This is a genomic window from Streptomyces sp. TRM64462, from assembly GCF_013362995.1.
Lineage (GTDB): Bacteria > Actinomycetota > Actinomycetes > Streptomycetales > Streptomycetaceae > Streptomyces.
This window is the reverse complement of record NZ_JABWDV010000136.1, coordinates 1-25,574: the sequence shown is the minus strand read 5'-3', so window position 1 is coordinate 25,574 and position 25,574 is coordinate 1. Positions and strand designations below refer to the sequence as shown.

Sequence of the window (25,574 nt, the reverse complement as noted above, 5' to 3'; positions counted from 1 at the left end):
CGAGTGCACTTCGGGGCGCACGACGGCGCACACCTGAAGCACCTACCGGCCTCTTCGCGGAGTGCCTCAGCCCCGGTCGGCGCTGCCGATCGCTTCGGCCACACCGTAGGCCCCACGGAGCAGCAGTTGGTCCAGCAGATCGAGGATCTCGGACCGGCGGGCAGCCGAGGCCGCCTGGGCATGGGCCCGGACCAGTAGCTCCCCGATGTGGTGGGCATCGGCAGCGGCGCGAGTGGACAGATCGGCCGAGGCGGCGCCGAACACGGTGAGGAACCGTCGTACGCAGGCGCGCACCAGCTCGTCGACCCGGTCGGGGGCCTCTTCAAGAGTGATCAGCAACTGCGGCAGGGCCGGCGCGAAGGCGTCGGAATCGATCAGTGCGGTCACCGTGCGGCGCACGGGCCCCAGACGTCGGCCCCTCAACGCGACGGCTACAGCGGCGGCGGCTTCTCGCACGCCTTCTTCCGGGTCGTGGAAGAACTGGACGAGCGCGTGATGCGCCAAGGCCTGGTCCCCGGTGTTCACGAGACGCTGGGCACACACGTCCGCGGCGCCCTGCCGCTGTGGTCCGTCTTTCCCGGCGAGCACCTCCGCCAGGAGGTCCGTCGTCTCCCACTCCATCGCCGCCAGCGCCGCCACCCGTCCACCGTTCCGGCGCACCGCCGGCGCCGGGGAACGCAGCATCCGTTCCATCACTGGTCTGCCCGCCACCGGATCCCCGTGGCACAGGGACACGAACAGGCGAAACACCGGCCGTGACGCCAGAAGCCGGTCAGGGGCCCGGACGAGCACGGTGAACGCATCGGCCACCGCAGGGCGGTCGTACCGCAGCGCCGCATGAAGCAGATGAGCCGCGCACGCCCGGACGGGAAGCGAAGGGTCGGCGGCGATTCTCCGTAAGTGAGGTACGACCAGGGCGGCCCGGGAGCCGTCCGCGGCATGGATGAGCAGGTCGCCCAGGATTTCGACGGCGCTGCCACGCACGGTGTTGATCCCTGCCGTGAGGAGGTCACGCTCCGCGTCCGGTTCGCTCCCCACGTCCCCCTCGCCCTCGCCGGTCACGTGACCGGCGTGGTCGAAGCCGAGGGCGCGATCCAGGAGCGTCTCCACGAGGTCGAGCGGCACTGAGGTGAGGTACTTCCGCATCGCCCAGCCGAGCCATCGGTCATGGGCCGGCCTGCACTGGCCCGAGAGGTGACGGATCGCCGCGAAGACGGTGTCCGGGTCGCCGTAGGGCTCCGCGTCTCCAAGGCCCAGAAGGAGCGATGCTCCGTAGGCGGGGTGCATCCCCGCGTCCATCCGTACGGCGAGTCGCGAGAAGCGGCCGGGCGCCGCCGCCGTCATGCCCCTTAGCACGTGGGACAGTTCCCGGGCCCCTCCGGTGGAGGTCTCCCAGTCGGTGCGGTCCCGACTGTGCTTCCTCATGGCGGCCAGCCACTGGTCGTCACTCATGCGCTGGGCCGCCTCCGCCGGAATGGGCGGCCCGATGAACCCGCCGGTCACCCCTTTGGGCTCGTCCGGTTCCCGCATGTCGCCGTGACGCCTGCGAAGTTCTCCGAGCCGGCGCACCGCCCGCTCGGACTGCCGGTTCTCGGGGAGCGCCGTCAGCAGCGTGAACTCATGCCAGGGCGAGAACTCGTCGTCCGGAGGAAGGCGCAAGTGGAGAAGCATGTCGGCCACCCGCCGGAGCATGTCGTCGGGCAGGGCATTCCCAACGGCACACAGAACCTCGCGGGCCCCCCACACGATGTTGGATCCATAGCCGGACAGGAGGCGGTGTCGGCCCTGCAGGAGGATCTCCGCAGACCAAGGAGCGAGAGTGGGCCCCGCCTCGATCAGGACCTGGTAGAGGAGCCACTGAGCCGCCTCGTACGGCAGGCTCGCGAGTCCTGTCACCAGACCACGCGCGCGGGCGGGGTCTTGGCTCGCCACGATCCGCAGTGCCTTGGCCGCGCCTTGGAACAAGGCGTCACCCAAGTCACTGGGCCGGTCGTCGGGATAGCGAAACGTGAAGTGCCTGTCGTAGACCGGGCAGCCCTCCTTCGGTGGGAGCGCGGTCGTAGCCATGGCGGCCAGGAGCAACGGCAGGACCCGAGCGCAGAATTCCTCCGGAGCACCCACCGCGGCAGCCGCGACGACACGCAGGGCCGAGTCGTCCCGGGTGAGCAGGGCGCCGACCCTGCCATCATCTTCGAGCCGGAGCGCGTCCGGGCGATCCAAGACCATCGCTCCGATCAACTCGACTGCCCAGGCAGGCCGTTTACCCGCAAGGTCCTGCACCGAGTTCCAGACGAGGTGCTCGCGGCCGGTGAGGAGCCCCGATCGCGCACCGTCGAGCAACAGGTCGAAGAGGTTCCTGCTGGCGGCGAGATCGGCGGAGCGGACGATCCGCTCCAACCAGGGTCCCAGCCGGGGATCCGAGGCATGCGGTTCCAGAAGGCGGGCCACCCGGTCGGGGAAGACACTGGCGCCGGCGGCCATCATCCGTACCGCCCACTCGTGTTCCCTTTCGTCGGCACTGGTCAGCCAGTCGTCGAGCGCTGCCTCGTCATCCGCGCGCCGGAACCACGCCCCGTTGCTGACGGCGTTCACGAGCTGGTCCCGGAAGAGGGGACGGGTGTCCAGTACACGCGCGACGGCCCCCCACTCGCCGGCGGTGGGGGTCTCCAGGCCGCGCAGCACGGCCAAGGTGACGTCTTGCAGGTGGTAGCGGATCTCCGGGCTGGTGAGCAGTCCCTCGACCTCTTGGGTGAACCGCTCCGGGTCCAGGTCCCGCAGATGGTCGAGGACCTGTCGTACCTGTCCCCGCCGGAAGAGCTCCTGGTCCCCGCTGGCGAGAAAGGTGACCAGACTCTCGTCCAGCCGATGCCAATCGCGCGCGAAAGCGTAGTCGAAGAAGCTCTCGTGGAAGAAGGCAAGTTGCCGGCCTTCGCGCACGAGGACGTGCTCCGACACCAGCACGTCCGCACTCGATGCGAGGGCGTCCGCGTCGAGCAGGCTGTCAGGAACGGAGAGTCTTTGCCGCGCGCTCATGGCCGCCACGACGGCCGAGATGGCCTCGTGGAAGCGTACGGAAGGCTGGCGACGTGCGCAGTCCTTTCGCTTGGTGTCCCAGAAGGCGTCAAAAAGCTGCCGAGTCGTGCGGAAGGAGAGGGCTGCCTCCTGGTCCGCGACCTCAGCCAGGAGCACCAGATGCAAGGGTGACCGCAGCAGAGCACGCTGCGACGGTGTGACGCGTGAGGCGGCCAGGCCCATGCTCGCGAGCGCGGCATCGACCTGGGCATCGGTAAGCGACCCGACCGCAGTGTGCGCACAGCGGTCTGACGCGGTGAGCCGACGGATCCGTGGATCGGCCTTGGCATCGAACTCCCGGCACACGAGGACGATGCGCATGGCCGGGTACGCCATCGCCTCGTCCATCAGGTCGGCCACCGCGTCGAAGGTTTCCGGGATGCGTCCCGACGCCATGCTGATCGCGTCGAGCTGGTCCACGATCAGCACACAGCGACGCCCTTTCGCCGCGGCTGCGAGCGCGCTGACCGGTGACCTGGTCAGCCCGATTCGCAGACCCAGCTCGTGGGTGGAGGCGAAGGGCGCCAACCGGTCGAGACGGAAGGCGAGCACCGGGGTGTCGAGCTTGGTGAGGGCGTCCAGGGCCTGGTGCAGCACCGCGCTCTTTCCGCCGCCGGCCGCACCCGTCAGGACGGTGACCTGCTGCGCGTCGCTCAAGACTTGTTCCACCAGCTGATCGGTTGTCTCTCGCGGGATGGCCGGGCGGAACAAAGCGCGTTCGACGCTCGATGCCCACCGACGCGTCGCCTCGCCGACCGCATCCGTCGCCTCGGCGCCGTCCGCCCGGCTGACCTGCCTCAGCCCGTACTCTCCCAGCCGGGCGCTGACGGCCGGTGCATCGAGCGTGGTCCCCAGGCTGTTCAGCAGGAGATCACCGAGTCCGAGAGCCGCCAGGCGCCCCGGGGCCCCTGCAAGGACCTGTTCGGCCAGGACCGCGTTGGTGTGCACGAGGTCCCGCTCGTTGTGCCACTCCACCCACAGTCCTCGCAGCATGCGCCAGGCCGTCGCGGCCGAGCCGAAGATGTCGGCCGCGGCAAGGGCGTCGAAGGGGCCCTGAAGTCCGTCGGTGAGCCACTGGGCCTCGAAGGCGGCAAGGGTGTCGGAGCGGCGAGCACGGTCGGCGAGCTCGTCGAGCGTCCGGGCGGGGACCAGAGAGACGAAGTGGAACGCGCGGCCCGCATCGACGTGGGACCGCAGGCTGCTCCACACGTCCTTGTCACGGAGGGAGGCGACGTTCCAGCTGTTCGCGTTCCGGTTCTGCCGCTTGACCTGGTGCACCTGGGTCCCACGGTCATGGCGGTAGACGAACTCGACGCCGTCCCCCAGCGGAGAGCTTGGCTCCAGGGTGATCGACGTTCCTGTGCCCAGCAGCACGTACAGGGCGTGTCTGATCGTCCAGGCCCCCTCGTAGCGGTTGCCGAACTTGTCCGTCTCGCCTCCTGGCCGCGGTGTCATCACTGCTCCCTACGGTCGGCCTGGCGACCACGTCAGCCGCGCGCCCGCGCGGACGGTGCCGCACATGCCAGGCGCAGCAAGGGCCGTTGCACGCGAACCTGCCTGCTCCACAGCTTGCCGCAACTCCGGCGCGATGACCGCCTCTCAGGCGTTCTCGTCATGGATCCGCGCACCCAGATCCTCCGCCCACTCCAGCGCCCACGCCTTGAGTTCTTCGATCTGCCGGGAGGTGAGCCCATACGCGGTGTAGTCCTCATCCTCGTACCAGTCCGCGCCGATCAGCCGGTCCCGGAGGTCTTCGAGGCTGAACTCGTCGTGGGCGCGACGGCGGCCCAGGGATTCTAGGTCGGCAGTGGAGCGGTGGCGGGAGGCAGCCTGGACGTCGATGAGGTCGCGGACGGTGCCGCGGTCAGCGAGGGCACGGACCTTGGTGCCGATCACGTCGTCGAGGGAAAGAACGGGGCCGTAGGGGGTCTGGGCAGGCGGAGCCCAGAACGCCTCCTTGAGGACGTCGACCTCGCATTCCTCGCCGGTGTCCGGATCGGTGACGAGGAACCGGCCGCTGAGCGGATCGGTCTGGACGTGCGTGGTCCGCCATCCGCGCGCGCTGAGGCCTGCTGTGAGTGAGGCGACGATCTCCTGCATCGGAGCGGGGTTCTCGGTGGCGACGTCGAGGTCACGGCTGAAGCGTTCGACCAGGCCGTGGGCCTGCACGGCGTATCCGCCAGTGAGAACCAGAGGGTAGGGGGATCCGAGGTCGAGGATGTCTGCGAGGAGACGCTCGTGGAGCGGAGTGAGCTTCACGCGGCGGTCGTGTCGGCCGGAGCGGTGCGGAGCAGCTCGGGGAAGGCGTCCTCCCAGACCTCGCGGATGTAGGGACTGATCAAGCGCCGCAGCACGGGCCACTGCTCGGTGAGCAGCTGGTGGTGCAGGAGGGCCACCAGGTCCTCGCTCAGTCCTTCGGCGAGGACGGTCCGGTAGAGCGTCATGCGGGACTTCGGACGGTCCAGGCTGTAGCTCGTCCGCCCGGACCAGACGATGTGGAGCGGCAGGTCCACAGTGCCCTCGACAGGACCGGCCAGCTCCTGCAAGCGCTCGGGCAATCGGCCACGGTAGCGGTCCCGCAGCACCTCGGCGCGGGGGGCGGTGATCGTCGTGTCCATGCATCCAGTATCGCTGCTGGGAGGCAGGGGCAGGGCGGATACGGAGGTCCCCCTGTCGTACGTACGGGTCGGGCGGCCGCCCGCCCTTCCCTCGGACACCCACCCAGTGGGCGCTTAGCGCTGCGGCTTCGGTGTCGGTGTCGGAAAGACGTCGGTGCCGAAGCCGAGGCCCGCCGGCGATTCTCATGACCACGGATCAGGCTGAGGCCGGCCTCAAGGAACCACCCGTAGCGTGTCGAGCCCGTCCTTATGGACACCTCGAATGGGCCGGTCGGGCTCGCCTTCGGCGTTTCCGCCGGCACCGCCCTGAGCGATCCGGCGGGGCGTCGTGGCCGCGCTGATCAGGCTCCCCGGTTTCTGGCCGGGGCCTTGTCGATCGCGGTCGCCCTCGGCGGGTTGCCGGTGGGGCCGCTCAGCCGGTGCGGGGGGCCGGGTGGGGGCGGAAGACGGGCAGCCCTTCGCCCAGCCGGGCCTGGAGCAGGCCGTAGTCGAACATCTCCTCGTCGTCCTCGTCCTCGTCGGCGGCGAAGACCTCGTCCACCAGGAGCTCGCGCAACTGCTCCTGGACGCCGTCGCCGTACCCCTGCTGGTACCCGAACGTGTCGAAGTGGAGGTCGGCTCGCACGCTCGCGATCGTCTCGTGCTCGTCCTCGATGACCAGGCGTGCGCGGATGGTGCCCGCCTGGAGCGTGTGGTCGTTGTCGTACCCATGGACGACCTCGGCCTCGATGTCGCCGCCGACGTACATCTCGCCGTCGGTGAACACCCCTCGGGCTGTCACCCCGCCACCGATCGCCACCACCGAATCCGGGCCGCAGTCGGCGAGCACGCCTTCGACCGTCAGCGAACCGGTGACCACGAAGGGCGCCACCACGTCCAGGGCGCCCTTCACCACCAGATCCCCGTGGTGGAAGAACGGCATGTCCACGTGGTGGTCGCCGGTGAGGGTGCGCGTCGTTCCGGTGTCGCCGAGAGCGGCGGCGCACAGGCGGGGCACCGACGGCAGCAGGTCGGGGTCGCAGTGGTGGCGCAGTTCGGAGGCCAGGTCCTGGTAGCTGGCGAGGTCCGGCTCGACCAGGCGCGCGAGCCGGCCGCTGTCGTCGGGAACTCCGGCGGCCTCGCACGCTGCGGCCCGCTTGGCACACATCACCGCGGCGGCCCGACGGACCGCGCCCATGTCGATGGGCAGTGGCCCGCCCCCCACCAGCGGATACCTCACATGTGCCGGGGCATCCGCCGCCCGCAGCAGGGACACGGTCTCGTGCCGTGCCTGCCGCTGCTCGACGCTGTTCTCCGGCAGGCGCAGCGCGATGCCGAGCGGGGTCTGGCCGAGGCCGTTGACGGCGGTCGTGTCGGCGTCGCGCTCCAGCAGGAGCCGTACCAGGCCCGGCCGCCCGGAGCGTACGGTCGCGTGCAGCGGGGTCTCGCCGCGCGCGTCGACCGCGTCGAGCGGTGCGCCGTGGTCGAGCAGAAAGGTGTACAGCGGCACGGCCGCGGTGCTGTGGTGGGCCGGGGAGCCCCCCGCGGCGAAGCCGTTCGGTCCGTCCAGCCGGGCACCGTGCTCCACGAGCAGCGCCAGCACCTCCAACGAGCGTTCCGCCCACGCCGCTGGATCGGAGTCGTTCGAGGCCACGGCCCACACACCGGGAGTGACGCCGTTGTCGTCGACGGCGTGCACGTCCGCGCCGCACTCCAGCAGCGCCCGTATCACCTCAACGGACGGCAGCGGGTCGTCCGCGCTGCACGGAGCCTTGACCGCCCGGTGCAAGGGGGTGGCACCGCTCCCGTCGCGCGCCGAGGTGTCCGCCCCGTCGGCGATCAGTGACCGGACCAGTGCGGCACGCTCGGCGGGATCACCGCCACACACCGGCGCGACAGCAGCAAAAATGGATTCGCTCATGACTCCGCTCATGGTGAAAACTCTAGGGCCGCCCGCTGACAGCGGGCCGCAGCGAGCCGGCCGCCGGACCTCTGCAACGTAGACCAGACGACCCGGCCCGTAGGCCGTGAGCAGGCATGATTCCGTAGTTCTACTGACCGCTCCCGCCGGCTTTACGCACAACGGAAAGGTGGCGGCATGCCCAGGTGGGCCCGAGTCCTGGGCCCAATACCGTTGAAGCAGCTCCGGCGCGCGGGACGGGAAACCGCTCCTCCCGCCGGGCCGGTCACGGAAGAGGCGGCGCCTTTCGCGCCGTACCGGCGTGGCGGGCCAGCAGCGTGGCCAGGGCGGCGCGGGACGGTACGCCCGTCTTGCGGTACACGCGGGCGACGTGGCTCTCGACCGTGCGCGGGCTGAGGCAGAGCCGGGAGGCCACGGCCTGATTGGTGAGGCCCTCGGCGACCAGGTGGGCGATCTCCCGCTCCCGTGCGGTCAGCAGGGACAGTTTGCCGGCCGGCACTTCCGCTGGCCCTGTCGCGTCCCCGTGCCCGTGTACGGCAGGGCCCGTCCGGTCGACCAGGGCGACCAGCAGCAGTGCCCCGCCCTGCTCGGCCAGGCGGCGCCCGCGGCGCCACATCCCGGTGGCGCGGGCGCCGTCTCCGCCGGCCTTCATCAGGGGGGCGCCGAGCAGCAGGCTCTGTGCCTCCCGCAGGGTCGCGCCGGCTCGCGCGCTCTCCCGAGCGGCTTCGGCGAAGGCCCGTGCCGCCTCGGCCTGGTGCCCGCTGCCGGCCTCCACCTGGCCGAGGGCGCGGAGCGCTGCCGCCCGCCGGGTCGCCGGGCCGAGCCGTTCGGCCTCCTTGAGGGCACGCTCGGCCCAGTGTTCCGCTTCCTCCACCTCGCCCACGGCCAGTGCGGAGGCGACGAGGAGTTCCAGGTACTCGGGGCGCAGCGAGGGCTGCAGCAGGGGCAGATCCTTGCCGCCGCCCGCGTCCAGCAGCACGTCCCGGGCGCGGTGCGGGTCGCCGGCGCCCAGCGCGGCGAAGGCGAGCAGGGACCGCGACAACGTGGACCACCAGCTCCGCCCGGTGCCCTCCACCGCCGCCGCGGCTTCCTCGGCGGCGGCCAGCACGGCCGGGTCGCCGGGCGGGCGGGCCTGTTGGAGGACGAGGGCTCTGACCGCGAGGGTGAAGCCGAGGAGTTCGCCGCTGCCCAGGGCCCGGGCTATGGCCGCGGCCTCGTCGGCGAGTTCCAGGGCCGTGGTGATCCTGCACGTCAGGAAGTGGGCGTACGCCTTGCTCAGCAGAAGCTGGGAGAGCATGTAGAGGCGGCCGGTCCGGCGGGCTATGCCGGCGCCGCGGTCGCTGTGCCGTTCGGCGTCGGCGAAGGCGTCGAGCATCACCTCCGTCCAGCCCAGTCTGACCAGGGGTTCGCCCTCACTCGCCCTCACTGCCGTCGGCCACGACCGTGGTGCGGGCAGTGCCGCCGGAGGAACGACGTGAGCTCCGGGTTGACGGCCGCCGGGTCCTGCTCGGCCGGATAGTGGCCGGACTGTGCGATCTGGAGGTCCTGCACGTCTGTGGCGACCCGTGCGAGGCACCGCGTCACCGCCGTCCCCATGCCGTACCGCCCGCCGATCGCCAGCACGGGCACGTCCAGCAGGTGGTGCGAGCGGGCCCGGACCGCTGCCGCGTCCGTCTCCGCCGTCCGGTAGTAGCCCAGGCCCGCCGCGAGGGTGCCTGGCCGCCGGTAGGCGTCGAGGTAGACGCGTTCCGCGTCGCCGGACAGGGACAGCGGTGCGGGGCCCGCGCTCTGGCGCAGGAACGTTCCGTAGTAGGCGTACTCGCGCCCAAGTACGAGGGTTTCCGCCAGGCCCGCCCGGCGGTTGAACGGGCCGTGCCAGTCCGGGTAGTGGCCGCGTCCGGGCTCCGGGATCTCCACATCGATGCCCGGGAGGACCTCTTCCTCGACGGCCAGTGCCCACACCCGCCGCGGGTGGGCGGCCGCGGCGAGGTAGCCGACCGTGCCTCCCCAGTCGTGCCCCACGACGGCGAAGCGGGGCACACCGAGGCGGTCGGCCAGTGCGATGACGTCACCGGCCAGCGACTCCTTGTCGAACCGTCCGCTGCCCGCCGTGGAGTTCCCGAGCCCCCGCAGATCGGCCGTCACGGCCCGGAAGCCGGCCTCGGCGAGGGCCGGGACGGTCAGGCGCCAGTGGTACGACGTCACAGGCCAGCCGTGCAGCAGCAGGACCACGGGCCCGTCACCGCCGCTGTCCGTCACCGCCAGCCGGACCCCGTCCCCCACGTCCACCCCCACGACCGCGGCAGCGCCGGGCCTCACCTGGGGCCGCCGATGGGCTGCGCCCTGCCGGTGACCCGTACCCGGGGATCCGCCGGGTCGACGCCCACGAGGAGTTCGCTCGGGCGGCCCATGTCCTCGCCCTGCCGGACAGCAATCGTCACCGGCTCCGGTACCAGGCCGAGGGCACGCAGATAGCCGCCGAGGGCGGCCGCGGCGGCGCCCGTCGCCGGGTCCTCCACCACGCCGCCGACCGGGAACGGGTCGCGGGCGTGGAACCGGTCGGCCGACTCGCGCCACACCAGTTGGACGGTGGTCCAGCCGTGGCGTCGCATCACCTCGGCGAGGCCGTCGAAGTCGTACGCGAGATCCGCGAGCCTGGCCCGGGTGGCGGCGGCCAGGACCAGGTGGTCGTTCCCGCCGAAGGCGACGTGCGGGGGCAGTTCCGGGTCGAGGTCGTCGCTCTCCCAGCGCAGCGCGGCGAGCGCGGCGTCGAGCTCCTCCGGTGTGGCCGGCCGGGAGCGGGTGGGCACGCTGGTGAGCGTGGCCCGTACCGCGCCGTCCGCGTCGGCGGCCGTCGACACCGGGATCTCCCCCGCCGGGGTGTCGAAGACGAACTCGCCCGGGCCGATCCGCTCGGCGAGCGCCACCGCTGTGGCGACGGTGGCGTGCCCGCAGAACGGGACCTCGGCGAGCGGGCTGAAGTAGCGGACCCGGAAGCGGCCGCGGGAGTCGTCCCGGGCTGTGACGAACGCCGACTCCGAGTAGCCCAGTTCGGCGGCGACGGACAGCATCGCCGCGTCGTCGAGCGCGGAGGCGTCCAGGAGGACGCCGGCCGGATTGCCGCCCTCGGAGACGGTCGTGCCGGGGGTGAAGGCGGAATAGTGCAGGACGTCCAGGCTGGTGTCGAGGTTCATGGCCCTTACGCTGCCATGCCGCAGCCATGCACGGAAATGATGATCCTTGAAGATCGCGATCGAGGAATCCGATCGCTTCGGCTACGGTCGTCCCGTGGACACCCGGCTCCTGCGCACCTTCGCCGCACTCGCCCGCACCGGCAACTTCACCGCGACCGCCGCCGAACTGCACCTGGCCCAGTCCACGGTCACCGTCCACGTCCGGACGCTGGAGAAGGACCTCGGGACCCGCCTCTTCGACCGGCTGCCGCGCAGCACGGTGCTCACCGACGCCGGGCGGCGTCTGCTCACGGACGCCGAGGCCGTTCTGGAGGCGGAGGAACGGCTGCGGGCCACCGCCGCGGCGAGCAGCGGCGGACCGGTCACCGGCCGGGTGGTGCTCGGCGCCGGCGAGACGCTGTGCTCGGCGCGGCTGCCCGGGGTGATCGCCGCCCTGCGCCGCTCCCATCCCGAGGTCGAGATCCACCTCCACCCCACGGGCACCGCGGACGCCGTCGAGGGGCTGCGCTCCGGCCGGCTGGACCTCGCCCTGCTGCTGGAGGAGCAGGCCGAGTACGCCGACCTCGCCACGGAACGCCTGGCCGCCGAGCCCCTGGTCCTCGTCGCCGCCCCCGGCCACCCGCTGGCCGGGGACGACGGCTCCGGCATCGGCTGGGAGGAACTCTCCCGCGAGCACTTCTTCCTGCACGAACAGGGCTGTTCCTACAGCGACCGCCTCGCCCGGGACCTTCTCGCGGTGCCGGGGGCGCGGCCGCGGCTGACCCGGTTCGGCAGCATCGAGGCCGCCCGCTCGTGCGTCGCGGCCGGCCTGGGCCTCACCCTTCTCCCCCGCGTCACCGTCGAAGGCGCGCTGCGCGAAGGCCGCCTGGCGGAGGTGGCGGGCCCCCGCTTCCCGGACGTCCCGGTGCAGCTCGTACGGCTGGGCAGGCGCTGGCTCTCTCCCGCCGTGCGCGCGGTCGTCGCCGAACTCGGCCGGCACTTCTCCGGCGCCTGACGGCGGCACGCCCGCCTGCCGGCCCGCCGGCCACCCTGACGCCGGCTGGCCCTCGACGCACCTACGTGGTCCTGCGCCCGCCCGCCGGGGCCGATTCCACCAAGACGGCCACGGCCCGGGTGGCCCTGGTCGTCGCTGAAGATGTCACCGATCGCGTCGCCCATCCGCCGGTACTCGCGCCGTCGTACCGGCCGGCTGCCGGGGGGATCCGTGGAAGTACCCGCTCCGGTACGGAACCTCCGGCATGGAGGCCGGCGGCCGGCGGCCGACGGCCAACGGCGGCCAGCGGCCGTATGAGCGTCCGTCACGGCCGTTGAGCATGGTCGTTCATCGGCTCGGTCCGCACGCGTGCCTCCGGACCGTCATCGGGTGCCCGGTTCCCGCCACATGGCGTGGAGGACGGGCCCATCGGGAAGGGGCAGTTCGCCGATGGTGCGGAACCCGTGGCGGGCGTACAGGGACTCGTTGCGTGCGCTGGTGGCTTCGAGGTAGGCGGGCAGGGTGTCTCGGTCGCATTGCGCCAGGACCGTGTCGAGGAGCGCCGAGCCGATGCCGTGGCCCTGGTGTTCGGGGCGTGTGGCCATGATGGGCAGGTAGTGGTGCGGTTCGTGCGGATGGTTGTCGTCGAGCAGGGTGAGCAGCTCCATGACCGCGGGGGCGCATTCGCGCGCCGCGCGTTCGATGTCGGTGGCGAACGCCTCGGCGTTGTCGTCGAACGCCTGTTGGACGTGCGGCGGCATCCACAGGGCGGCGCCGGCGAGGTCGTGCGTCGTGTAGACCTCGTCGTACTCCATGCATCCGGCGACCCAGAGCGCGAAGAAGTCGGGGAGGATCTCCCGGCGCCGTCGGGGCTCCGGCCAGGCCCAGCCGATCACGGGGTCGGCGAAGAACCCCGCCGCGAGCGTTTCGGCGACGGCTCGGGTCTCCTCCGTCGTCGCCTTCCGGGTGTGGATGCCCGGCCGGAGCGGCTCCTTCAGTGACATGACACGCCTCCTTGTCAGGCTGCGCGGAAGCGGACCGCGACGTCGGCGGGGCGCTGGAGCGCCAGATAGACGGGGCAGCGCTCCTGCCAGACGCGCGCGACTTCGGCGACGGCCTCCTCGCCGTCCGGGCAGTCCACGGTGATGTCGACCGCCAGATCGCGAAGGCCGGGCTCCGCGCCGTCCATGCCCAGCAGCCCGCGGGCGTCCGCGGCGCATCGCGCGGTCGCCGCCACGCCGTCGATCCGCACGCCGAGCTGGGGGCCGAGCGTGTCGTACACGAAGGCGACGGCGCAGCCGGCGAGGGAACTGAGCAGCAGGGCGGTCGGGCTGGGCGCCTGGTTGGTGCCGCCGAGGGGCGCGGGCAGATCGGCGCGCAGCGCGAAGGGGCCCGCCTGGATGACGGCCTGGCCGTCCTTCATGCTCGCGGTCGCGGCCGGCGTGCTGCGTGCCCGGTCCGGGTCCCGCGTCCACGCCGCGACGGTGCCTTCGAGGGTGGTCGTCCTGGTCTCCATGTCCCTCACACCTCCTCTTCACGCACCGAACCTACGGAGGAGGCAGGGCGGCAGGAACGGCAGAATTGCCGTATTCGCCGGACGGTCAGGGCACGGTCGACACGGTTTCTCCGGTGAGGACGGCCAGTTGCTCAGCTCTGTGCACCGCTTCTGTACGGGTGTGGCAGCCGAGCTTCGTCAGCAGGTTGCGGACGTGCATGTCGACGGTCCGGGTGCTCAGGAAGAGCCGGGCGGCGATCTCGCTGTTGGTGAGCCCGGCCGCGACGAGGCGCAGAACCTCGCCCTCGCGTCGCGTGAGGCCGACCGTGTCCGTCTGCCGGGCGGCTCCGGGGCCCAGCCGGCGGCGGACGTCCTCACCGAGGGCCTCCAGCTCACGGGCCGCCGCGGCGGCCAGCGGGCGAGCTCGGAGGGAGCGTGCCGTGTGATAGGCGCCGACGAGGCGTTCGACCGCCTTGGTCCTGTCGCCGGCTGCGGCCAGGGCGGTGCCTGCCCTGGCCTGTGTCTCGGCGGTTTCGGGCGGCAGTGCGACGGCGGCCAGGAGTGCGAGCGCGCGTTCGAACCGGTCGGCGGCCCGGTGGGCATCGCCCTCCAGCAGGGCGGCCTCGGCCAGGGCGTGCGCGAGAGCGGCGGTCGCCTCCGCGGTGCCCGTGGCGGCGGCGATCCGGGCCAGGGCGTCCGTGCACGCGCCGAGGTCGCCGCGGAGCTCGTGCCGGGCGAAGTACGTCGCGGCCCAGCGCAGCGCGGCGACGGAGTAGTGGTGCTCCTCGCGGGACAGGCAGCGGGCGGTGAGTTCCCGCAGCCGGGTCGTGGCGCTGTCGTCGTGGCCGTCGAGCGCGTCGGTCCGGGCCAGACCCCAGCCGGCGTCGATTTCCAGTGCGAACAGCTCATGGACCCGTGCGTACGCCGCGGCACGAGCGAGGTGGCGGCGTGCCGACGGCGTCGTCCCTCGGTTGGCGAGGATGAGCCCGATCTCCCCGGCGGCCACCATGCGCGCCACGCCGGGGGCGTCGTCCCGGGCGAGGACCTCCTGTCCCGCCTGGAGCGCACGGTCCCACTGGCCGGTGTGCCGCAGCGCCGGAGTCAGGCAGGCCAGGCAGACATGGGCGTCGGCGTCCAGGCCGCGGGTGCGGCAGAAGGACAGAGCGTCGGTCCAGGCGTCGAGCGCGGCGGGATAGTCCGTGCGCTGTTCGAGCGCGTCGGCGTACAGGTAGTAGATGTCGGCGGCCAGAGAGTCGGGCCCGGAGCCGAGGGCGAGGTCGAGAGCCCTGCGCGTCAGATCTATGCCGACCGCGCCCTGGCCGAGTTTGGTCCTCACCAGCCCCTCTGTGCCCATGGCGCGTGCCCGGAGCTCGGCCGCACCGTCGGGCCCCGCGGCGTCGATGTCCTGCCACGCCTCCCGTATGAGCCGCATCGCGCCGGTGAGATCACCGGCGGAGTGCAGGTGCGAGGCCGCTGCGAGCCGTTCCGCCGCCGCCTCGGCCCGGCGGCCCGTCCGGGCGTACTTCTCGGCGGCGACGTACCGGGCCGCGAGCGCACGCGGCCAGTCGTCCGCCAGCTCGTAGACGCCGGCCAGGCACCGTGCGATCCGGGCATGGGCGGCGTCGTCCCCCGAGGCCTGGCATGCGAGGGCGACCTGCTCCCAGGCGCGTGCGGCCTCATCCGTCTCACCGCAACGGGCAGCGCACTCGCCCAGCCGGTCGAGCGCACGCAGCCGGGCGGCGTCGTCCGCTCCCGTGGGCCAGAGTGCCAGGACACGCTGGATCGCGTCCATCGCGTCGCGGTAGGCGTGCACCCGGCACGCGGCCTCAGCGGCCTCCAGCAGCAGCGGGCAGGCGCGCTCCGGCTCGTGGGCCTTCTCCCAGTGCGCCGCCACGAGCGCGGGCGCTTCACCCCGTACCCCCATGGCCTGCGCCAGCGCGGCGTGGAGCCGACGACGACGTGCCCAGGGGATGGCGGCGTACAGCGCCTCCCCTATCAGGGCGTGACGAAAGACGGCCTCGCCCGCTCCCGGTCCGGGTCCTGGACCGGGTCCTGGGCCGGCTCCGGCTCCGGCTCCGGCTCCGGCTCCCGGAAACTGCAGCAGCACACCGGCATCGAACAGCTCCTCGATCCCCGTCTCCTGCGCGCCGAACTCGGCCAGTACGTCGAGCCGGACCGCCCCGCTCACGGCGACCACCTGGGCGACGGCCCGCGCTGCCTCCGAGAGACGGGCCACGCGTTGCAGCACGGCGTCCGTGACCGACTCGGGCACCACCGCGGTGTCCCCGGTCTCGGCGACCGCCGAGGCGAGCTCCTCCAGGTAGAAGGGCAGACCGCGAGCACGGCGTACAACGGTGTCCACGACGTCGTGCGTGGCGGTGTCCCCCAGCACGCGCCGCACGAGCAGAGCGCTGTCCCCCGGGCCCAGGGGCGCCAGCCGGACGTGCCTCTCCTTGCCTCCAGCGGCCTGCCGCAGCCGTGACCGCAGCTCGCGCACCGGGTGCCCGCGCGGCAGCTCGTCGCTGCGAAACGCCCCGACGACCAGGAGGGGAAGCCCGGACGAAGGCACCGCCCAGCCGTCGAGGACGGCCAGCGTCGCAGCGTCCGCCCACTGCAGGTCGTCGAGGAAGAGCACAGTGGGGCGCTCCCGCGCCAGGCGCTCGAAGGTCTCCCGCAGCACCGTCGGTACGTCACCCTCGGCTTCTGCCGCTCCCGGCCAGTGACCGCCGAGCGCAGCCCTGAGCGGTCCGTACGGGACGCCCCTCCCAGGGCCGCCACCTCGCATCACGCGCAGCTCCGGAGGAAGAACGGACTCGACCAGCGTCGTCTTACCGGCTCCCGCGTCCCCCTCGACGAGCCACAGGCCACCCTCGCCGCCCCGCAACCGGGCGAGCGCCTCACGCAGCCGGGCTTGCTCGCGCCACCGGCCCAGCAGCCTCCCGGCCTCGGGCTTCTCAGCGGGTCGCCTCATCCCAGAACACCCACACCGCTCGGGCCCATCGCTTCATCCCATGCTAGGTCGTGTCCGGGCGTCCGGTCGGCATACCGTCCGCCGCGACGGCTACCCGGCAGGCGGACACGGGCGTACGGAGCGGGCGAACGCGCGGAGGGAGATGCCGGTGATGATCCCAGAACCCGCCGCAGCCGAGGAGCGGCCGCGATGACGGCGCCGGCGGCCGGCGCGCGGCAGCACGTCGCCGGCATCCGCGGCAGCGCCCTCCCCCTCACCGGGCCGGAGTCGCTGGATCCCCTGATGGAACGGATCGGCGACGCCCGTTACGTCCTGCTGGGCGAGGCGTCCCACGGCACCGCCGAGTACTACCGGTGGCGTGCCGTGCTGACCCGCCGGCTGATCGAGGAGAAGGGCTTCTCTTTCGTCGCCGTGGAGGGCGACTGGCCCGACTGCCAGGCGGTGCACTCCTCCGTCACGGCCGCGCCGGACGCACCGGACGACCCGGTGGAGGCGCTGAGGGGCTTCGACCGGTGGCCGACATGGATGTGGGCCAACACCGACGTCGCCGACTTCGGCCGCCGGCTGCGCCGGCACAATCTCGCGCTGGCGCCGAACCGGCGGGTGGGATTCTTCGGGCTGGACGTCTACTCGCTGTGGGAGTCGCTGCACGCGGTGCTCGGCTACCTGAGCCGGCACGCACCACAGCACGTCGATCACGCGCTGGAGGCCTACCGCTGCTTCGAGCCGTACGCGGAGGACGTGCAGTCCTACGCGCTGTCCACCGAGCTCGTCCCGTCCGGCTGCGAGCGGGAGGTCCTCGCCCTTCTGGTGCGGCTGCGCCGTGACGCGGAGGAAGCGGCGGCCGTCGACGACAGCCTGGCGCGGTTCGCCGTCCGGCAGAACGCGGAGGTCCTGGCAGGAGCCGAGCGGTACTACCGCGCGATGGTGCGCGGCGGCCCGGAGTCGTGGAACATCCGGGACCATCACATGGCCGACACACTCGACCGGCTCATGGAGCACCACGGCCCGCACGCGAAGGCGGTGGTGTGGGAGCACAACACCCACATCGGCGACGCGCGGGCCACGGACATGGCCGATGCCGGCATGGTCAACGTCGGCCAGCTCGTGCGGGAGCGCCACGGCGAGGAGGGGGTGGTCCTGGTCGGCTTCGGCTCGTACGAGGGCACGGTGATCGCTTCGGACCGCTGGGGAGGGCGCCCGCGCGCCCTGCGCGTGCCGCCTGCCCGCCCGGGCAGCCTCGAAGACCTGATGCACCGGGCACTGCCCGACGGCGCCGGCCTGTTCGTCTTCCCCGTCCCGGACGCCCGCCATCGGCCCCGGCGGGATCGGCCCCGGCCGGATCAGCCCCGGCCGGATCGGCCCCCGCCGGCCGAGGACCGCACCGGCTGGCTGCGGGAGGAGCGCGACCACCGGGCCATCGGCGTCGTCTACCGCCCGCAGCACGAGCGGTGGGGGAACTATGTGCCCACCGTTCTCGGCGACCGGTACGACGCGTTCTGCTTCCTCGACCGCACCACGGCCCTCACCCCGCTCCGTACCGCCCCGGCGGACACCAGGGAGGAGGAGACCTGGCCCACCGGCGTCTGACACGGCCGGCCATCGGCACGAACCTGCGGAAGGAGCAGCGCCCATGCGCTTCCACGACCACCGACAAGCGGGGCAGGAACTCGCCCTCAGACTCCTCGAATGGGCGGGCGACCGGGACTTCACCGACACCCTCGTCCTCGCCCTGCCGCGCGGCGGGGTCCCCGTCGCGGCCGAGGTGGCCCGAGCCCTGAAGGTGCCGCTGGACGTACTGGTCGCCCGCAGGATCGGTGCACCCGGCCGTCCGGAAGCCGGCATCGGGGCGATCGCCGGCGACGACCCGCCCGTGTACGACCAGCGGTCCCTCGCCCTCCTCGGCCTCACCGAGGACCGGCTCGCCGCGGACGTCTCCCGTGAGCGGGCGGAGCTGCACCGGCGCGAGGACCTGTACCGCGGCGGACGCCCGGCACCGCGTGTCGACGGCAGGACCGTCATCGTCGTCGACGACGGCCTCGCCACCGGTGTCACCGCGCGCGCCGCCCTGCGCCATCTGCGCCGGCAGGAGCCGGTCCGCCTGATCCTGGCCGTGCCGGTCTGCTCGCCGCAGGCGGCCGCCACGATGCGCGAGGAGGCCGATGACCTCATCTGCCTCCACCAACCGCGCTCTTTCCGGGCGGTCGGGGAGTGGTACGAGGAGTTCGCGCAGGTCTCCGACGAGGAGGTGATCAGCACGCTGCGCGCCTCCGAGGCCTCGGCACCGGCACGATCGGCGCCGTCGGCACAGCGAGGCCCGGCGCACCCGGGCCGGGCGCACGGGAGCCCGGCCCACCGGAGCCAGGCGCACGGGAGTGAAGGCACCGCCCGCTGACACAGCGCCCGGCCGTCGAGCGCCGAGGGACCTCACGTGGCGGACGCCGGAGGTGCCGTACCCGCGTGTTCGTCCTTGCCGGGCGGGTACTCGGCGGACGCCACGACCTGGTCGGCGGACAACGCGCAGGAAGGGGGTGCCGACCACCATGGAGCGAGGCAGCAACCCGGCGAGTCCCCGCAAGGACGACGAGAAGAAGCACGAGCTGGAGGGCTACCTCCGGTCCGGGCAGCACACGCATGTCGAGGAGGCACACGACCCGGAGCCGGTCGCGGAGGACGATGTCCGCGTCGACCCGGGCGGGCCCGTGCCGCCGGCCGGCCTCGAGCGCGACCAGGCCGAGGAGCGGGCGGCGTACGAGGCGATGCGCCTGGAGCTGGCACGTGCCCTGGACCGGCAGGACTACCCCGCGGACCGCGATGCGCTGGTGCGGGCGCTGTTGGACAGGCACGCGCCGGACACCGTGGTGACAGCCGTACAGGACCTGCCGGAGGGCGGCAGCTACCACACCACCGACGAGGTGGCGCAGGCCCTGAGGCCGGCCCGTTGAAGCGGGCACCGGTACCCGCACAGGTCTGCGGGCACATTGCGTCCGGCGGCTGACGACATGGGCGTTTCTGCATCACAGCACCGGTGGGGAACTGGATTATCGGATCCTGACGCGCACAGCACCCCGCTGCCGCTTTCATGAAGGAGCAAGGACATGGCAACCGGCACCGTCAAATGGTTCAACCCGGACAAGGGATTCGGCTTCATCCAGCAGGACGGCGGCGGCCCGGACGTGTTCGTCCACTACTCGGCCATCGCCACGTCGGGTTTCCGTGAACTCCACGAAGGCCAGAAGGTGAGCTTCGACATCACGCAGGGGCCGAAGGGCCCGCAGGCCGAAAACGTCACACCCGCCGCCTGAAGCTGCGGCCGTCGCTGCCCCGGCCCGCCCGCCCTTCGGTCCACGTCACCCGGGTGGCCGCCGCCGATCGCACGGTTCGGGGCACTGCGGGCGTGTGTGCGGGATTTTGCCCGGCTACCCGGTTAGCTGGTCGCCAGGGCGTCGGCGAAAGGGAGCGGTGGGCGCGCGTGGCACACGACGGCAAGAAGGAAACCTCGTACAAGGGCTCGTCGGCGAAGGCGATCCTTCATCATTACGACTACCTGGGGGACTTCTACCGGCTGATCCTCGGGGAAGACCTGGTCTACTCCTACGGCATGTGGGAGGACGGCGACACACTGGAGTCCGCCCAGGTGCGCAAGCTCGACCACCTCGCCGTGGCGGCGGGCGCCGTCGGCGCGGAGCGGGTCCTGGACGTCGGCTGCGGGTACGGCACCCTCGTCCGGCGCCTGGTGGAGGTCCACCAGGTCGACCACGCCGTCGGGATCACCATGAGCCCCGTCCAGGCGGGCTGGGCCCGCGAACAGGGCTGGCCGGGGGTCGACGTACGGGTGGAGAACTGGTTCGACCACCGGCCGGACGGCCCGTACGACGCGATCATCGCGATCGAGGCGATCGAGCACTTCGCGGGCAGCACCATGTGGCGGGCCAAGCGGGTCGCCCGCTACCGGGAGTTCTTCCGGCGCAGCCACTCCTGGCTGCGCCCGGGAGGGCGGCTGGCTCTGCAGGCCAACGCGTGGAACGACCGCGGGTGGCTCGCCTCGCTGGTGCTGCCTCCCGAGATGCTGCCCGCGCGCCGGCAGGACGGGACGCCGGCGGCCGGCCGGTCGCGCCGCCTCGGCCCGAAGGAGCTGGCCCACGGGGTCAGGAACCTGCGTGAGGGCCTGCACGCGTCCCGGAAGGTGTTCCCGGAGTGCTTCCTGCCGACCCGGGCCGAACTGACCGACGCGAGCCGCGGCCTGTTCCGGCTGGTGGAGTCGCGCAGCGCCCCCGGGGACGGCATCCGCACCGTGGCGGCCTGGCTGGAGCGGTCGGAGGCCAACCGGGCGCGCGGTGCCGAACTCATCGGCGAGAAAGCGGTGTCGGACATCATCAGGGAGCAGCGGGCCGCCCTCGGGTTCCTGAGAGAGGGCCGCTTCACCAGCGTCCGCATGGTCTTCGAGAGACTCTGAGGACTCTGACCCGACAGCCGCCCGCGTACGGCCTCTTCAGCGGCCGGAGGGCAGCAGGATGCGCTCCAGGTCGCGGAGGTCCTTGCGGATCGACGAGCGGACCTTCCACGCCAGTACCGGTCCAGCCGCCCGGTACTGGCCGGCGGTGTCGCCGCGTACCCGGATCCGGGCCAGGGTGCCGCGCGGGTGAGGGGCGAAGGTGTACGTGACGTGCATCGGCATCGGTCCGGCGACGGACACCATGTCGAGCAGCCGGCCGGGCTCGTACGCCGCCACGCGCAGCACGTAGTCGATGCGCCTGCCGAGGAAGTACGCGGTACGGGTCACCTCCGCGCCGACGCCGAAGCCACCCGCGTCGGCCTCGCGGGTGAGGGTGGCCTCGCGGATGCCCTGCGTCCAGGCGGCGTCGTTCCGCCAGTCCATGGCGTACCCGGCCACCTGTTCGCAGTCCAGCGGGATGACCCGCTCCGCCGTCTCGTCGATCGCCATGCCGTGCCCCGTCCAGAGGTCGTCGCCCGCACGTACCGCGGACCGGTTCGCCCCCGCTCCCCCGACCGATACCGGCGCCCCGGGCACTCCGCAACCGGCGGGCACCTGGACGCGGCGTACCGGGCAGCCGTGGACCGGGTACCGGTGTGCGGGCTCCCTCCTGCCGTACCGCGCAGGCCGCGTCGCGCGGGGCGTGCGCTACATTTTGCGTCGCCTTGACCGCGATCACTCACGATCGCACTTCGCTTTCCAGGGGGAGCCGGCTCAATGATCGACATCGTCAACGGACTCGGCCGCGCGGCGGCTTACGGCGGCCTCGGGCTGGTCCTGCTGATTCTCGGGATAGTCCTGGTCGACGTCCTGACGCCGGGCAATCTCCGCCGGCTGATCTGGGAGGAGCGCAACCGGAACGGCGCGCTCCTGCTGAGTTCGGCGCTGCTGGGCATCGGCGGCATCGTGTTCACCTCCATCTGGTCGACGTACGACGACTTCCTCAAGGGTCTGGCGTCCACCGCGGCGTTCGGTCTGCTGGGCCTCGTGATGCTGGCCGTGGCGTTTCTCGTGGTGGACGTCATCACACCGGGCCGGCTGGGCGCGCACCTGGTCCAGCCGGAGCCGCACCCGGCCGTGTGGGTGACGGCGTCCTGCAACATCGCGGTGTCGGCCATCGTCTCGGCCTCCATCGCCTAGGGGTTCCAGGGCAGGTTCTTCGAGGTTCTTCCTGCCCGGCTTCGCACCGGGGCTACTGGCCGGCGCTGAGGGGCTCCACCTCCAGGAAGCGGCGTCTGCGGGGCCCGCGGTACAGCAGCGTCTCCCAGCCGAGGCGGTCCAGGGCGCGGGCGCACCGGGCCAGGGCCTGCTCCTCGTCCTGCGCGGCGCCGCCGCCCGGTGGGCCGAGCCACTCCACCCGTACCGTGTCGGGCCGTTCGCCGGGCCCGACGCGGTACCCGGTGGCGGTGCGCCGCCCGTCGGCGGCGCACGCCGACGGTGGTATGCCGGCCGCCTCCAGGGCGAGGGCGACTGCGCGGGCAGGCTGATTGCGCTCCCAGGCCGCGGGCACGGCCCCCGGGTCGCCGCCCGCCGTGTTGGTGAGCCGTCTGATCTGGAGCAGACCCTCGTACGCGACGCGCACTTCCGCGGCGCGCCGCTCGGACGCCGCCGCGTCCGGCGGTGCGGGCCCGTCTCCCGTGGCTGCCTCGAACGCGCTGGTGGTCATGACGCACCCCTTCCCCCACAAGGTTCCGCGGCCCGGTCCCACGGCTGGGTCCCGCGCGAGCCCCGACTTCTTCCTCAAACGTAGGCGCGGCCACTGACAACCGGCCCCGCGCCCGCTCCCGTACGGCGTACGGAGCACTCCGGCGGGCGGGGTCGCGGTCCGGTGGCGACGATGGTCGCGAGGGTACGGCCGTCGTACCGCACGGACACGGAGTCGTACCGCACAGCTACGGAGTCGTACCGCACGGGCACGGAAGGGACGGAGCGGCCGCGCGGCGGACCGGCGCAGCGGCGAGAACGGTGGAGCGGCGCGGAGGAGGCGTGGATCATGCGTCTCCCCTCCACGCGCCGTGGCCGCACCGCCGCCTCCCTGGCGGTGCTCGTCGTCCTGTCCGGTGCCTCGCTCGTGCTCGGGCCTTCGTCGGCGCCGCGCCACCCGGACGCGTCGGAGCGCGCCCGTACGAGCCGGCCCCACGCCGTACGGCACCAGGGCGCGCGCCCGGAGATCGTGTCGCGCGCGGCGTGGCAGGCCGAGTCGGTGTCGACGGCGCCCGCCGCACGGTACGCGCCGGTGGTGAAGGCCGCCGTCATCCACCACACGAGCACCCCGAACGGCTACGACTGCGCGAGCGTGCCGCGCACGCTGCGCGGCCTGTACGCCGGTCACGCGTACGGCAGGGACTGGGACGACATCGGCTACAACTTCCTCGTCGACGCGTGCGGCACGATCTACGAGGGCCGGGCCGGGGGCGTGGACCGCGCGGTCGTCGGCGCGCATACGAAAGGCTTCAACGAGGGCACGGTCGGGATCGCCGCGATCGGCACGTTCACGGAGGGCGAAGCCGTTCCGGAGCCGATGCTCGACGCGATCGCGCGGCTCGTCGCCTGGAAGCTCGACCCGTACGGGCCTGATCCGCGCGGCACGGTCGCGCTGGTCTCGACGAACGACGAGTCCCGGTTCCCCGAGGGCACGACGGCCCGGCTGCCGATCGTGGGCGGGCACACGGACGGCTACCCGACGCGCTGCCCGGGCTCCGCGCTGTACGCCCGGCTTCCGGAGGTCAGCGCGCGGGTCGCGCGGCTGCAACGGCGGTGATCCAGGCGTCCGCGAGGAGCTGGTTGCCCGCGTGCGTGGGGTGCACGCCGTCGTGGATCCAGTGCGCGGCCGGGGCGCGGCGCGCGGCCTCGTCGAAGACCGGCTGGAGACGTACGAGTTCGGCGCGGTGCTCGGCGGCGAGTTCGGCGACGGCCTTCTGGCGGAGGAGCACCTGGGCGGCCAGGGCGTCGTCGAAGTCGGGGCTCGGGCCGCCGGGCAGCGAGAACGGTTCGCACAGGACGATCCGCAGCCGGGGCAGGGGCTCGCGGGTACGGGTGAGGAGCGCGTCGTACGTGGTGCGGAATCGGTCGGCGTCGAGGTCGTCCGAGTCGCCTTCGACCACGCGCCAGGCGTCGTTGACGCCGACGAGAACGGACAGGACGTCCGGTCGCTCGTCCAGCGTGTCGGTCCGCCAGCGTGCGGCCAGGTCGGTGACCTTGTCGCCGCCGACCCCGCGGTTGGTGAACCGCCAGCGGTGGCCGGGCGACTGGGCGGCGGCGCGGGCGGCGACCAGGTAGACGTAGCTGTGGCCGAGCGCGGCGTTGGGCTCGCGGGGGCCGCCGGTGTCGAGGTGGCGGCCGCGGTCGCGGCCGCCGTCCGTGATGGAGTCGCCCTGGAACAGGACGTGCGATCCGGCGGGGAAGTGCAGGTGCATGGCGGCTCCGGTGCAGACTCCTGAGGCGGGCGGCCGTGGTGGGGCGGGCGGGTGCGTGGGCGGGTGTGTCGTGAACCTAAGTTCGGCGCCGGGTGATCGGCAAGGTCCGGCAGGGACTGCCGGCGCTTCGAAAGTTTCGGTACCCGCCGGGGCGGTGCGAACGCACGTGTGGTCCGATGGGGCGGTTTTTGTGTTGTCGGCGGCGCGCCGGCAGGTCTCCCGACGACAGGACCGTACGGAGACGACGCGGAACGGGGCGGCAGGCAGACGATGCAGAGGCAGAGGCACGCGCAGACGCAGACGCAGACGCACAAGCAGGTGCATGAGTACAGGGACGCGGAGAGGCACACGGACGGCGAGCACGTTCCGGAGCTGGTGTGCGCGGCACGGGCGGGCGACGGCCGCGCACGCGAGCGGCTCGTGGCGGACTATCTACCGCTGGTCTACAACGTGGTGGGGCGGGCGCTGGACGGTCACGCGGACGTGGACGACGTCGTCCAGGACACCATGTTCCGGGCGCTCGACGGGCTGGGCGGGCTGCGGGAGCCGTCCCGGTTCCGGTCGTGGCTGGTCGCGATCGCGATGAACCAGATACGGAGGCGCTGGACGGACCGTCAGCAGGCGTCGGCGGCCTCCCTGGAGCGGGTCGCGGAACGGCCCGATCCCGCGGCCGACTTCGTGGAGCTGACCATCCTGCGGCTCGGCCTGTCCGGGCAGCGCCGGGAGGTGGCCGAGGCCACGCGCTGGCTGGACGAGGACGACCGTGCGCTGCTGTCCCTGTGGTGGCAGGAGGCGGCCGGTGAACTGACGCGCGCGGAACTGGCCGAGGCGCTGGGCGTTCCCGCGCGGCACGCGGCGGTGCGCGTCCAGCGGATGAAGGCGCAGCTGGAGACGGGGCGCGTGGTCGTGCGGGCGCTCGCGGCCGAGCCGCGCTGCCCGGAGCTGGCGCGGGTGACGGAGGACTGGGACGGCCGCCCGTCGTCGGTGTGGCGCAAGCGGATCGCCCGCCATGCCCGTGCCTGCGCCTCCTGCGGCGACCACCGCTCGGGGCTCGTCCCCGCGGAGGCCCTGCTGGCGGGCCTGGCGCTGGTGGTACCGGTGGCGGGGTACCCGGCTGTGCCTGTGGCGGAGCCGGCGGGGGCTGCGTGGGACGCGGGTGACGTGGGGGCGGTGCGGGGCATGCGGGGCCCGCTGCGCCTGCTGGGCCTGCTGGGCCTGCTGGGCCTGCTGGGCCTGCGGCGGGTGGTGCGGGGTCTGCGGCGGCTGGTGCGGGTGGCGGTGCGCCTGGCTCCGGTGGCGGGCGGTGGAAGGCGCCCGTCGCCGCGGGAGCTGCCGTTGTGGGGGCCTTGTTGCTGGCCGTGCTCTGGCCGGCCGGGCCCGGGAGCTCCGTACCGTCGTCTCCAGAGGAGGCGTCGCCTGAGGCCCGCGCCGGGGGTGCCG

General features: G+C 72.8%; 21 protein-coding genes and 1 pseudogene. 9 read left to right on the top strand and 13 right to left on the bottom strand.

Annotated elements, in window-relative coordinates; translation table 11 throughout:
- Positions 1-66: 66 nt before the first annotated feature.
- The 7 genes from HTZ82_RS06250 to HTZ82_RS06220 form a co-directional block, all read right to left on the bottom strand.
- Positions 67-4,527, bottom strand: coding sequence for an NACHT domain-containing NTPase (locus HTZ82_RS06250; RefSeq protein ID WP_175408271.1), 4,461 nt, complete (start codon positions 4,525-4,527; stop codon positions 67-69).
- Positions 4,528-4,671: 144 nt separating this feature from the next.
- Complete coding sequence (locus HTZ82_RS06245) at positions 4,672-5,331, bottom strand: nucleotidyl transferase AbiEii/AbiGii toxin family protein (RefSeq protein WP_073759566.1); 660 nt, start codon at positions 5,329-5,331, stop codon at positions 4,672-4,674.
- A complete protein-coding gene (locus HTZ82_RS06240) occupies positions 5,328-5,690 on the bottom strand; it encodes a hypothetical protein (protein WP_175408270.1) in 363 nt (120 codons plus the stop codon). Before HTZ82_RS06240 ends, HTZ82_RS06245 begins: the two co-directional genes overlap by 4 nt.
- Positions 5,691-6,102: 412 nt before the next feature.
- Complete coding sequence (locus HTZ82_RS06235; protein ID WP_175408269.1) at positions 6,103-7,602, bottom strand: ankyrin repeat domain-containing protein; 1,500 nt, start codon at positions 7,600-7,602, stop codon at positions 6,103-6,105.
- 253 nt (positions 7,603-7,855) lie between these two features.
- Complete coding sequence (locus HTZ82_RS06230; protein WP_175408268.1) at positions 7,856-8,965, bottom strand: helix-turn-helix transcriptional regulator; 1,110 nt, start codon at positions 8,963-8,965, stop codon at positions 7,856-7,858.
- Positions 8,966-9,012: 47 nt separating this feature from the next.
- Complete coding sequence (locus tag HTZ82_RS06225; RefSeq protein ID WP_309235333.1) at positions 9,013-9,873, bottom strand: alpha/beta hydrolase; 861 nt, start codon at positions 9,871-9,873, stop codon at positions 9,013-9,015.
- 32 nt (positions 9,874-9,905) lie between these two features.
- On the bottom strand, positions 9,906-10,784 hold the full coding sequence (locus tag HTZ82_RS06220; protein WP_175408267.1) for a PhzF family phenazine biosynthesis isomerase: 879 nt from the start codon (positions 10,782-10,784) through the stop codon (positions 9,906-9,908).
- A gap of 94 nt (positions 10,785-10,878) precedes the next feature.
- Here HTZ82_RS06220 and HTZ82_RS06215 point away from each other — a divergent pair, with 94 nt between their 5' ends.
- Positions 10,879-11,778, top strand: coding sequence for a LysR family transcriptional regulator (locus HTZ82_RS06215; protein WP_175408266.1), 900 nt, complete (start codon positions 10,879-10,881; stop codon positions 11,776-11,778).
- A 362-nt stretch (positions 11,779-12,140) separates the two neighbouring features.
- On the opposite strand, the gene HTZ82_RS06210 is transcribed toward HTZ82_RS06215, so the two are convergent.
- The 3 genes from HTZ82_RS06210 to HTZ82_RS06200 form a co-directional block, all read right to left on the bottom strand.
- A complete protein-coding gene (locus tag HTZ82_RS06210) occupies positions 12,141-12,761 on the bottom strand; it encodes an N-acetyltransferase (protein WP_254711660.1) in 621 nt (206 codons plus the stop codon).
- A gap of 14 nt (positions 12,762-12,775) precedes the next feature.
- Entirely contained in the window at positions 12,776-13,273 is a 498-nt protein-coding gene (locus HTZ82_RS06205) for an OsmC family protein (protein ID WP_175408265.1), read from the bottom strand.
- A gap of 85 nt (positions 13,274-13,358) precedes the next feature.
- Positions 13,359-16,223, bottom strand: a complete 2,865-nt coding sequence (locus HTZ82_RS06200) for a LuxR family transcriptional regulator (protein ID WP_175408264.1) — start codon at positions 16,221-16,223, stop codon at positions 13,359-13,361.
- 189 nt (positions 16,224-16,412) lie between these two features.
- On the opposite strand from HTZ82_RS06200, the gene HTZ82_RS06195 reads away from it, so the two are divergent.
- The 5 genes and pseudogenes from HTZ82_RS06195 (at position 16,413) to HTZ82_RS06175 (ending at position 20,679) form a co-directional block, all read left to right on the top strand.
- Complete coding sequence (locus tag HTZ82_RS06195; RefSeq protein WP_175408263.1) at positions 16,413-17,813, top strand: erythromycin esterase family protein; 1,401 nt, start codon at positions 16,413-16,415, stop codon at positions 17,811-17,813.
- Positions 17,814-17,856: 43 nt separating this feature from the next.
- Positions 17,857-18,489: pseudogene (locus tag HTZ82_RS06190) on the top strand (phosphoribosyltransferase); the annotation flags it as partial.
- A 277-nt stretch (positions 18,490-18,766) separates the two neighbouring features.
- Positions 18,767-19,168, top strand: coding sequence for a DUF2795 domain-containing protein (locus HTZ82_RS06185; protein WP_175408261.1), 402 nt, complete (start codon positions 18,767-18,769; stop codon positions 19,166-19,168).
- 153 nt (positions 19,169-19,321) lie between these two features.
- The gene (locus tag HTZ82_RS06180) at positions 19,322-19,528 is read left to right on the top strand and encodes a cold-shock protein (RefSeq protein WP_175408260.1); all 207 of its coding nucleotides are present in this window, start codon (positions 19,322-19,324) and stop codon (positions 19,526-19,528) included.
- Between the two features lie 167 nt (positions 19,529-19,695).
- Positions 19,696-20,679, top strand: a complete 984-nt coding sequence (locus HTZ82_RS06175; protein ID WP_175408259.1) for a cyclopropane-fatty-acyl-phospholipid synthase family protein — start codon at positions 19,696-19,698, stop codon at positions 20,677-20,679.
- 36 nt (positions 20,680-20,715) lie between these two features.
- Here HTZ82_RS06175 and HTZ82_RS06170 read toward each other — a convergent pair whose 3' ends face one another.
- The gene (locus HTZ82_RS06170; RefSeq protein WP_175408258.1) at positions 20,716-21,168 is read right to left on the bottom strand and encodes an SRPBCC family protein; all 453 of its coding nucleotides are present in this window, start codon (positions 21,166-21,168) and stop codon (positions 20,716-20,718) included.
- A gap of 267 nt (positions 21,169-21,435) precedes the next feature.
- On the opposite strand from HTZ82_RS06170, the gene HTZ82_RS06165 reads away from it, so the two are divergent.
- Complete coding sequence (locus tag HTZ82_RS06165; protein ID WP_175408257.1) at positions 21,436-21,858, top strand: DUF350 domain-containing protein; 423 nt, start codon at positions 21,436-21,438, stop codon at positions 21,856-21,858.
- A gap of 52 nt (positions 21,859-21,910) precedes the next feature.
- Here HTZ82_RS06165 and HTZ82_RS06160 read toward each other — a convergent pair whose 3' ends face one another.
- Positions 21,911-22,384, bottom strand: coding sequence for a hypothetical protein (locus tag HTZ82_RS06160; protein WP_175408256.1), 474 nt, complete (start codon positions 22,382-22,384; stop codon positions 21,911-21,913).
- Positions 22,385-22,711: 327 nt separating this feature from the next.
- Here HTZ82_RS06160 and HTZ82_RS06155 point away from each other — a divergent pair, with 327 nt between their 5' ends.
- The gene (locus tag HTZ82_RS06155) at positions 22,712-23,479 is read left to right on the top strand and encodes a peptidoglycan recognition protein (protein WP_175408255.1); all 768 of its coding nucleotides are present in this window, start codon (positions 22,712-22,714) and stop codon (positions 23,477-23,479) included.
- On the opposite strand, the gene HTZ82_RS06150 is transcribed toward HTZ82_RS06155, so the two are convergent.
- Positions 23,445-24,134, bottom strand: a complete 690-nt coding sequence (locus HTZ82_RS06150) for an SGNH/GDSL hydrolase family protein (protein WP_175408254.1) — start codon at positions 24,132-24,134, stop codon at positions 23,445-23,447. The two genes, HTZ82_RS06155 and HTZ82_RS06150, sit on opposite strands and share 35 nt — an antisense overlap.
- Before the next feature lie 318 nt (positions 24,135-24,452).
- Between HTZ82_RS06150 and HTZ82_RS06145 the strand changes: the two genes are divergently transcribed.
- Positions 24,453-25,574, top strand: a 1,122-nt coding sequence (locus tag HTZ82_RS06145; protein ID WP_309235331.1) for a sigma-70 family RNA polymerase sigma factor, incomplete at its 3' end; no start/stop codon positions are given.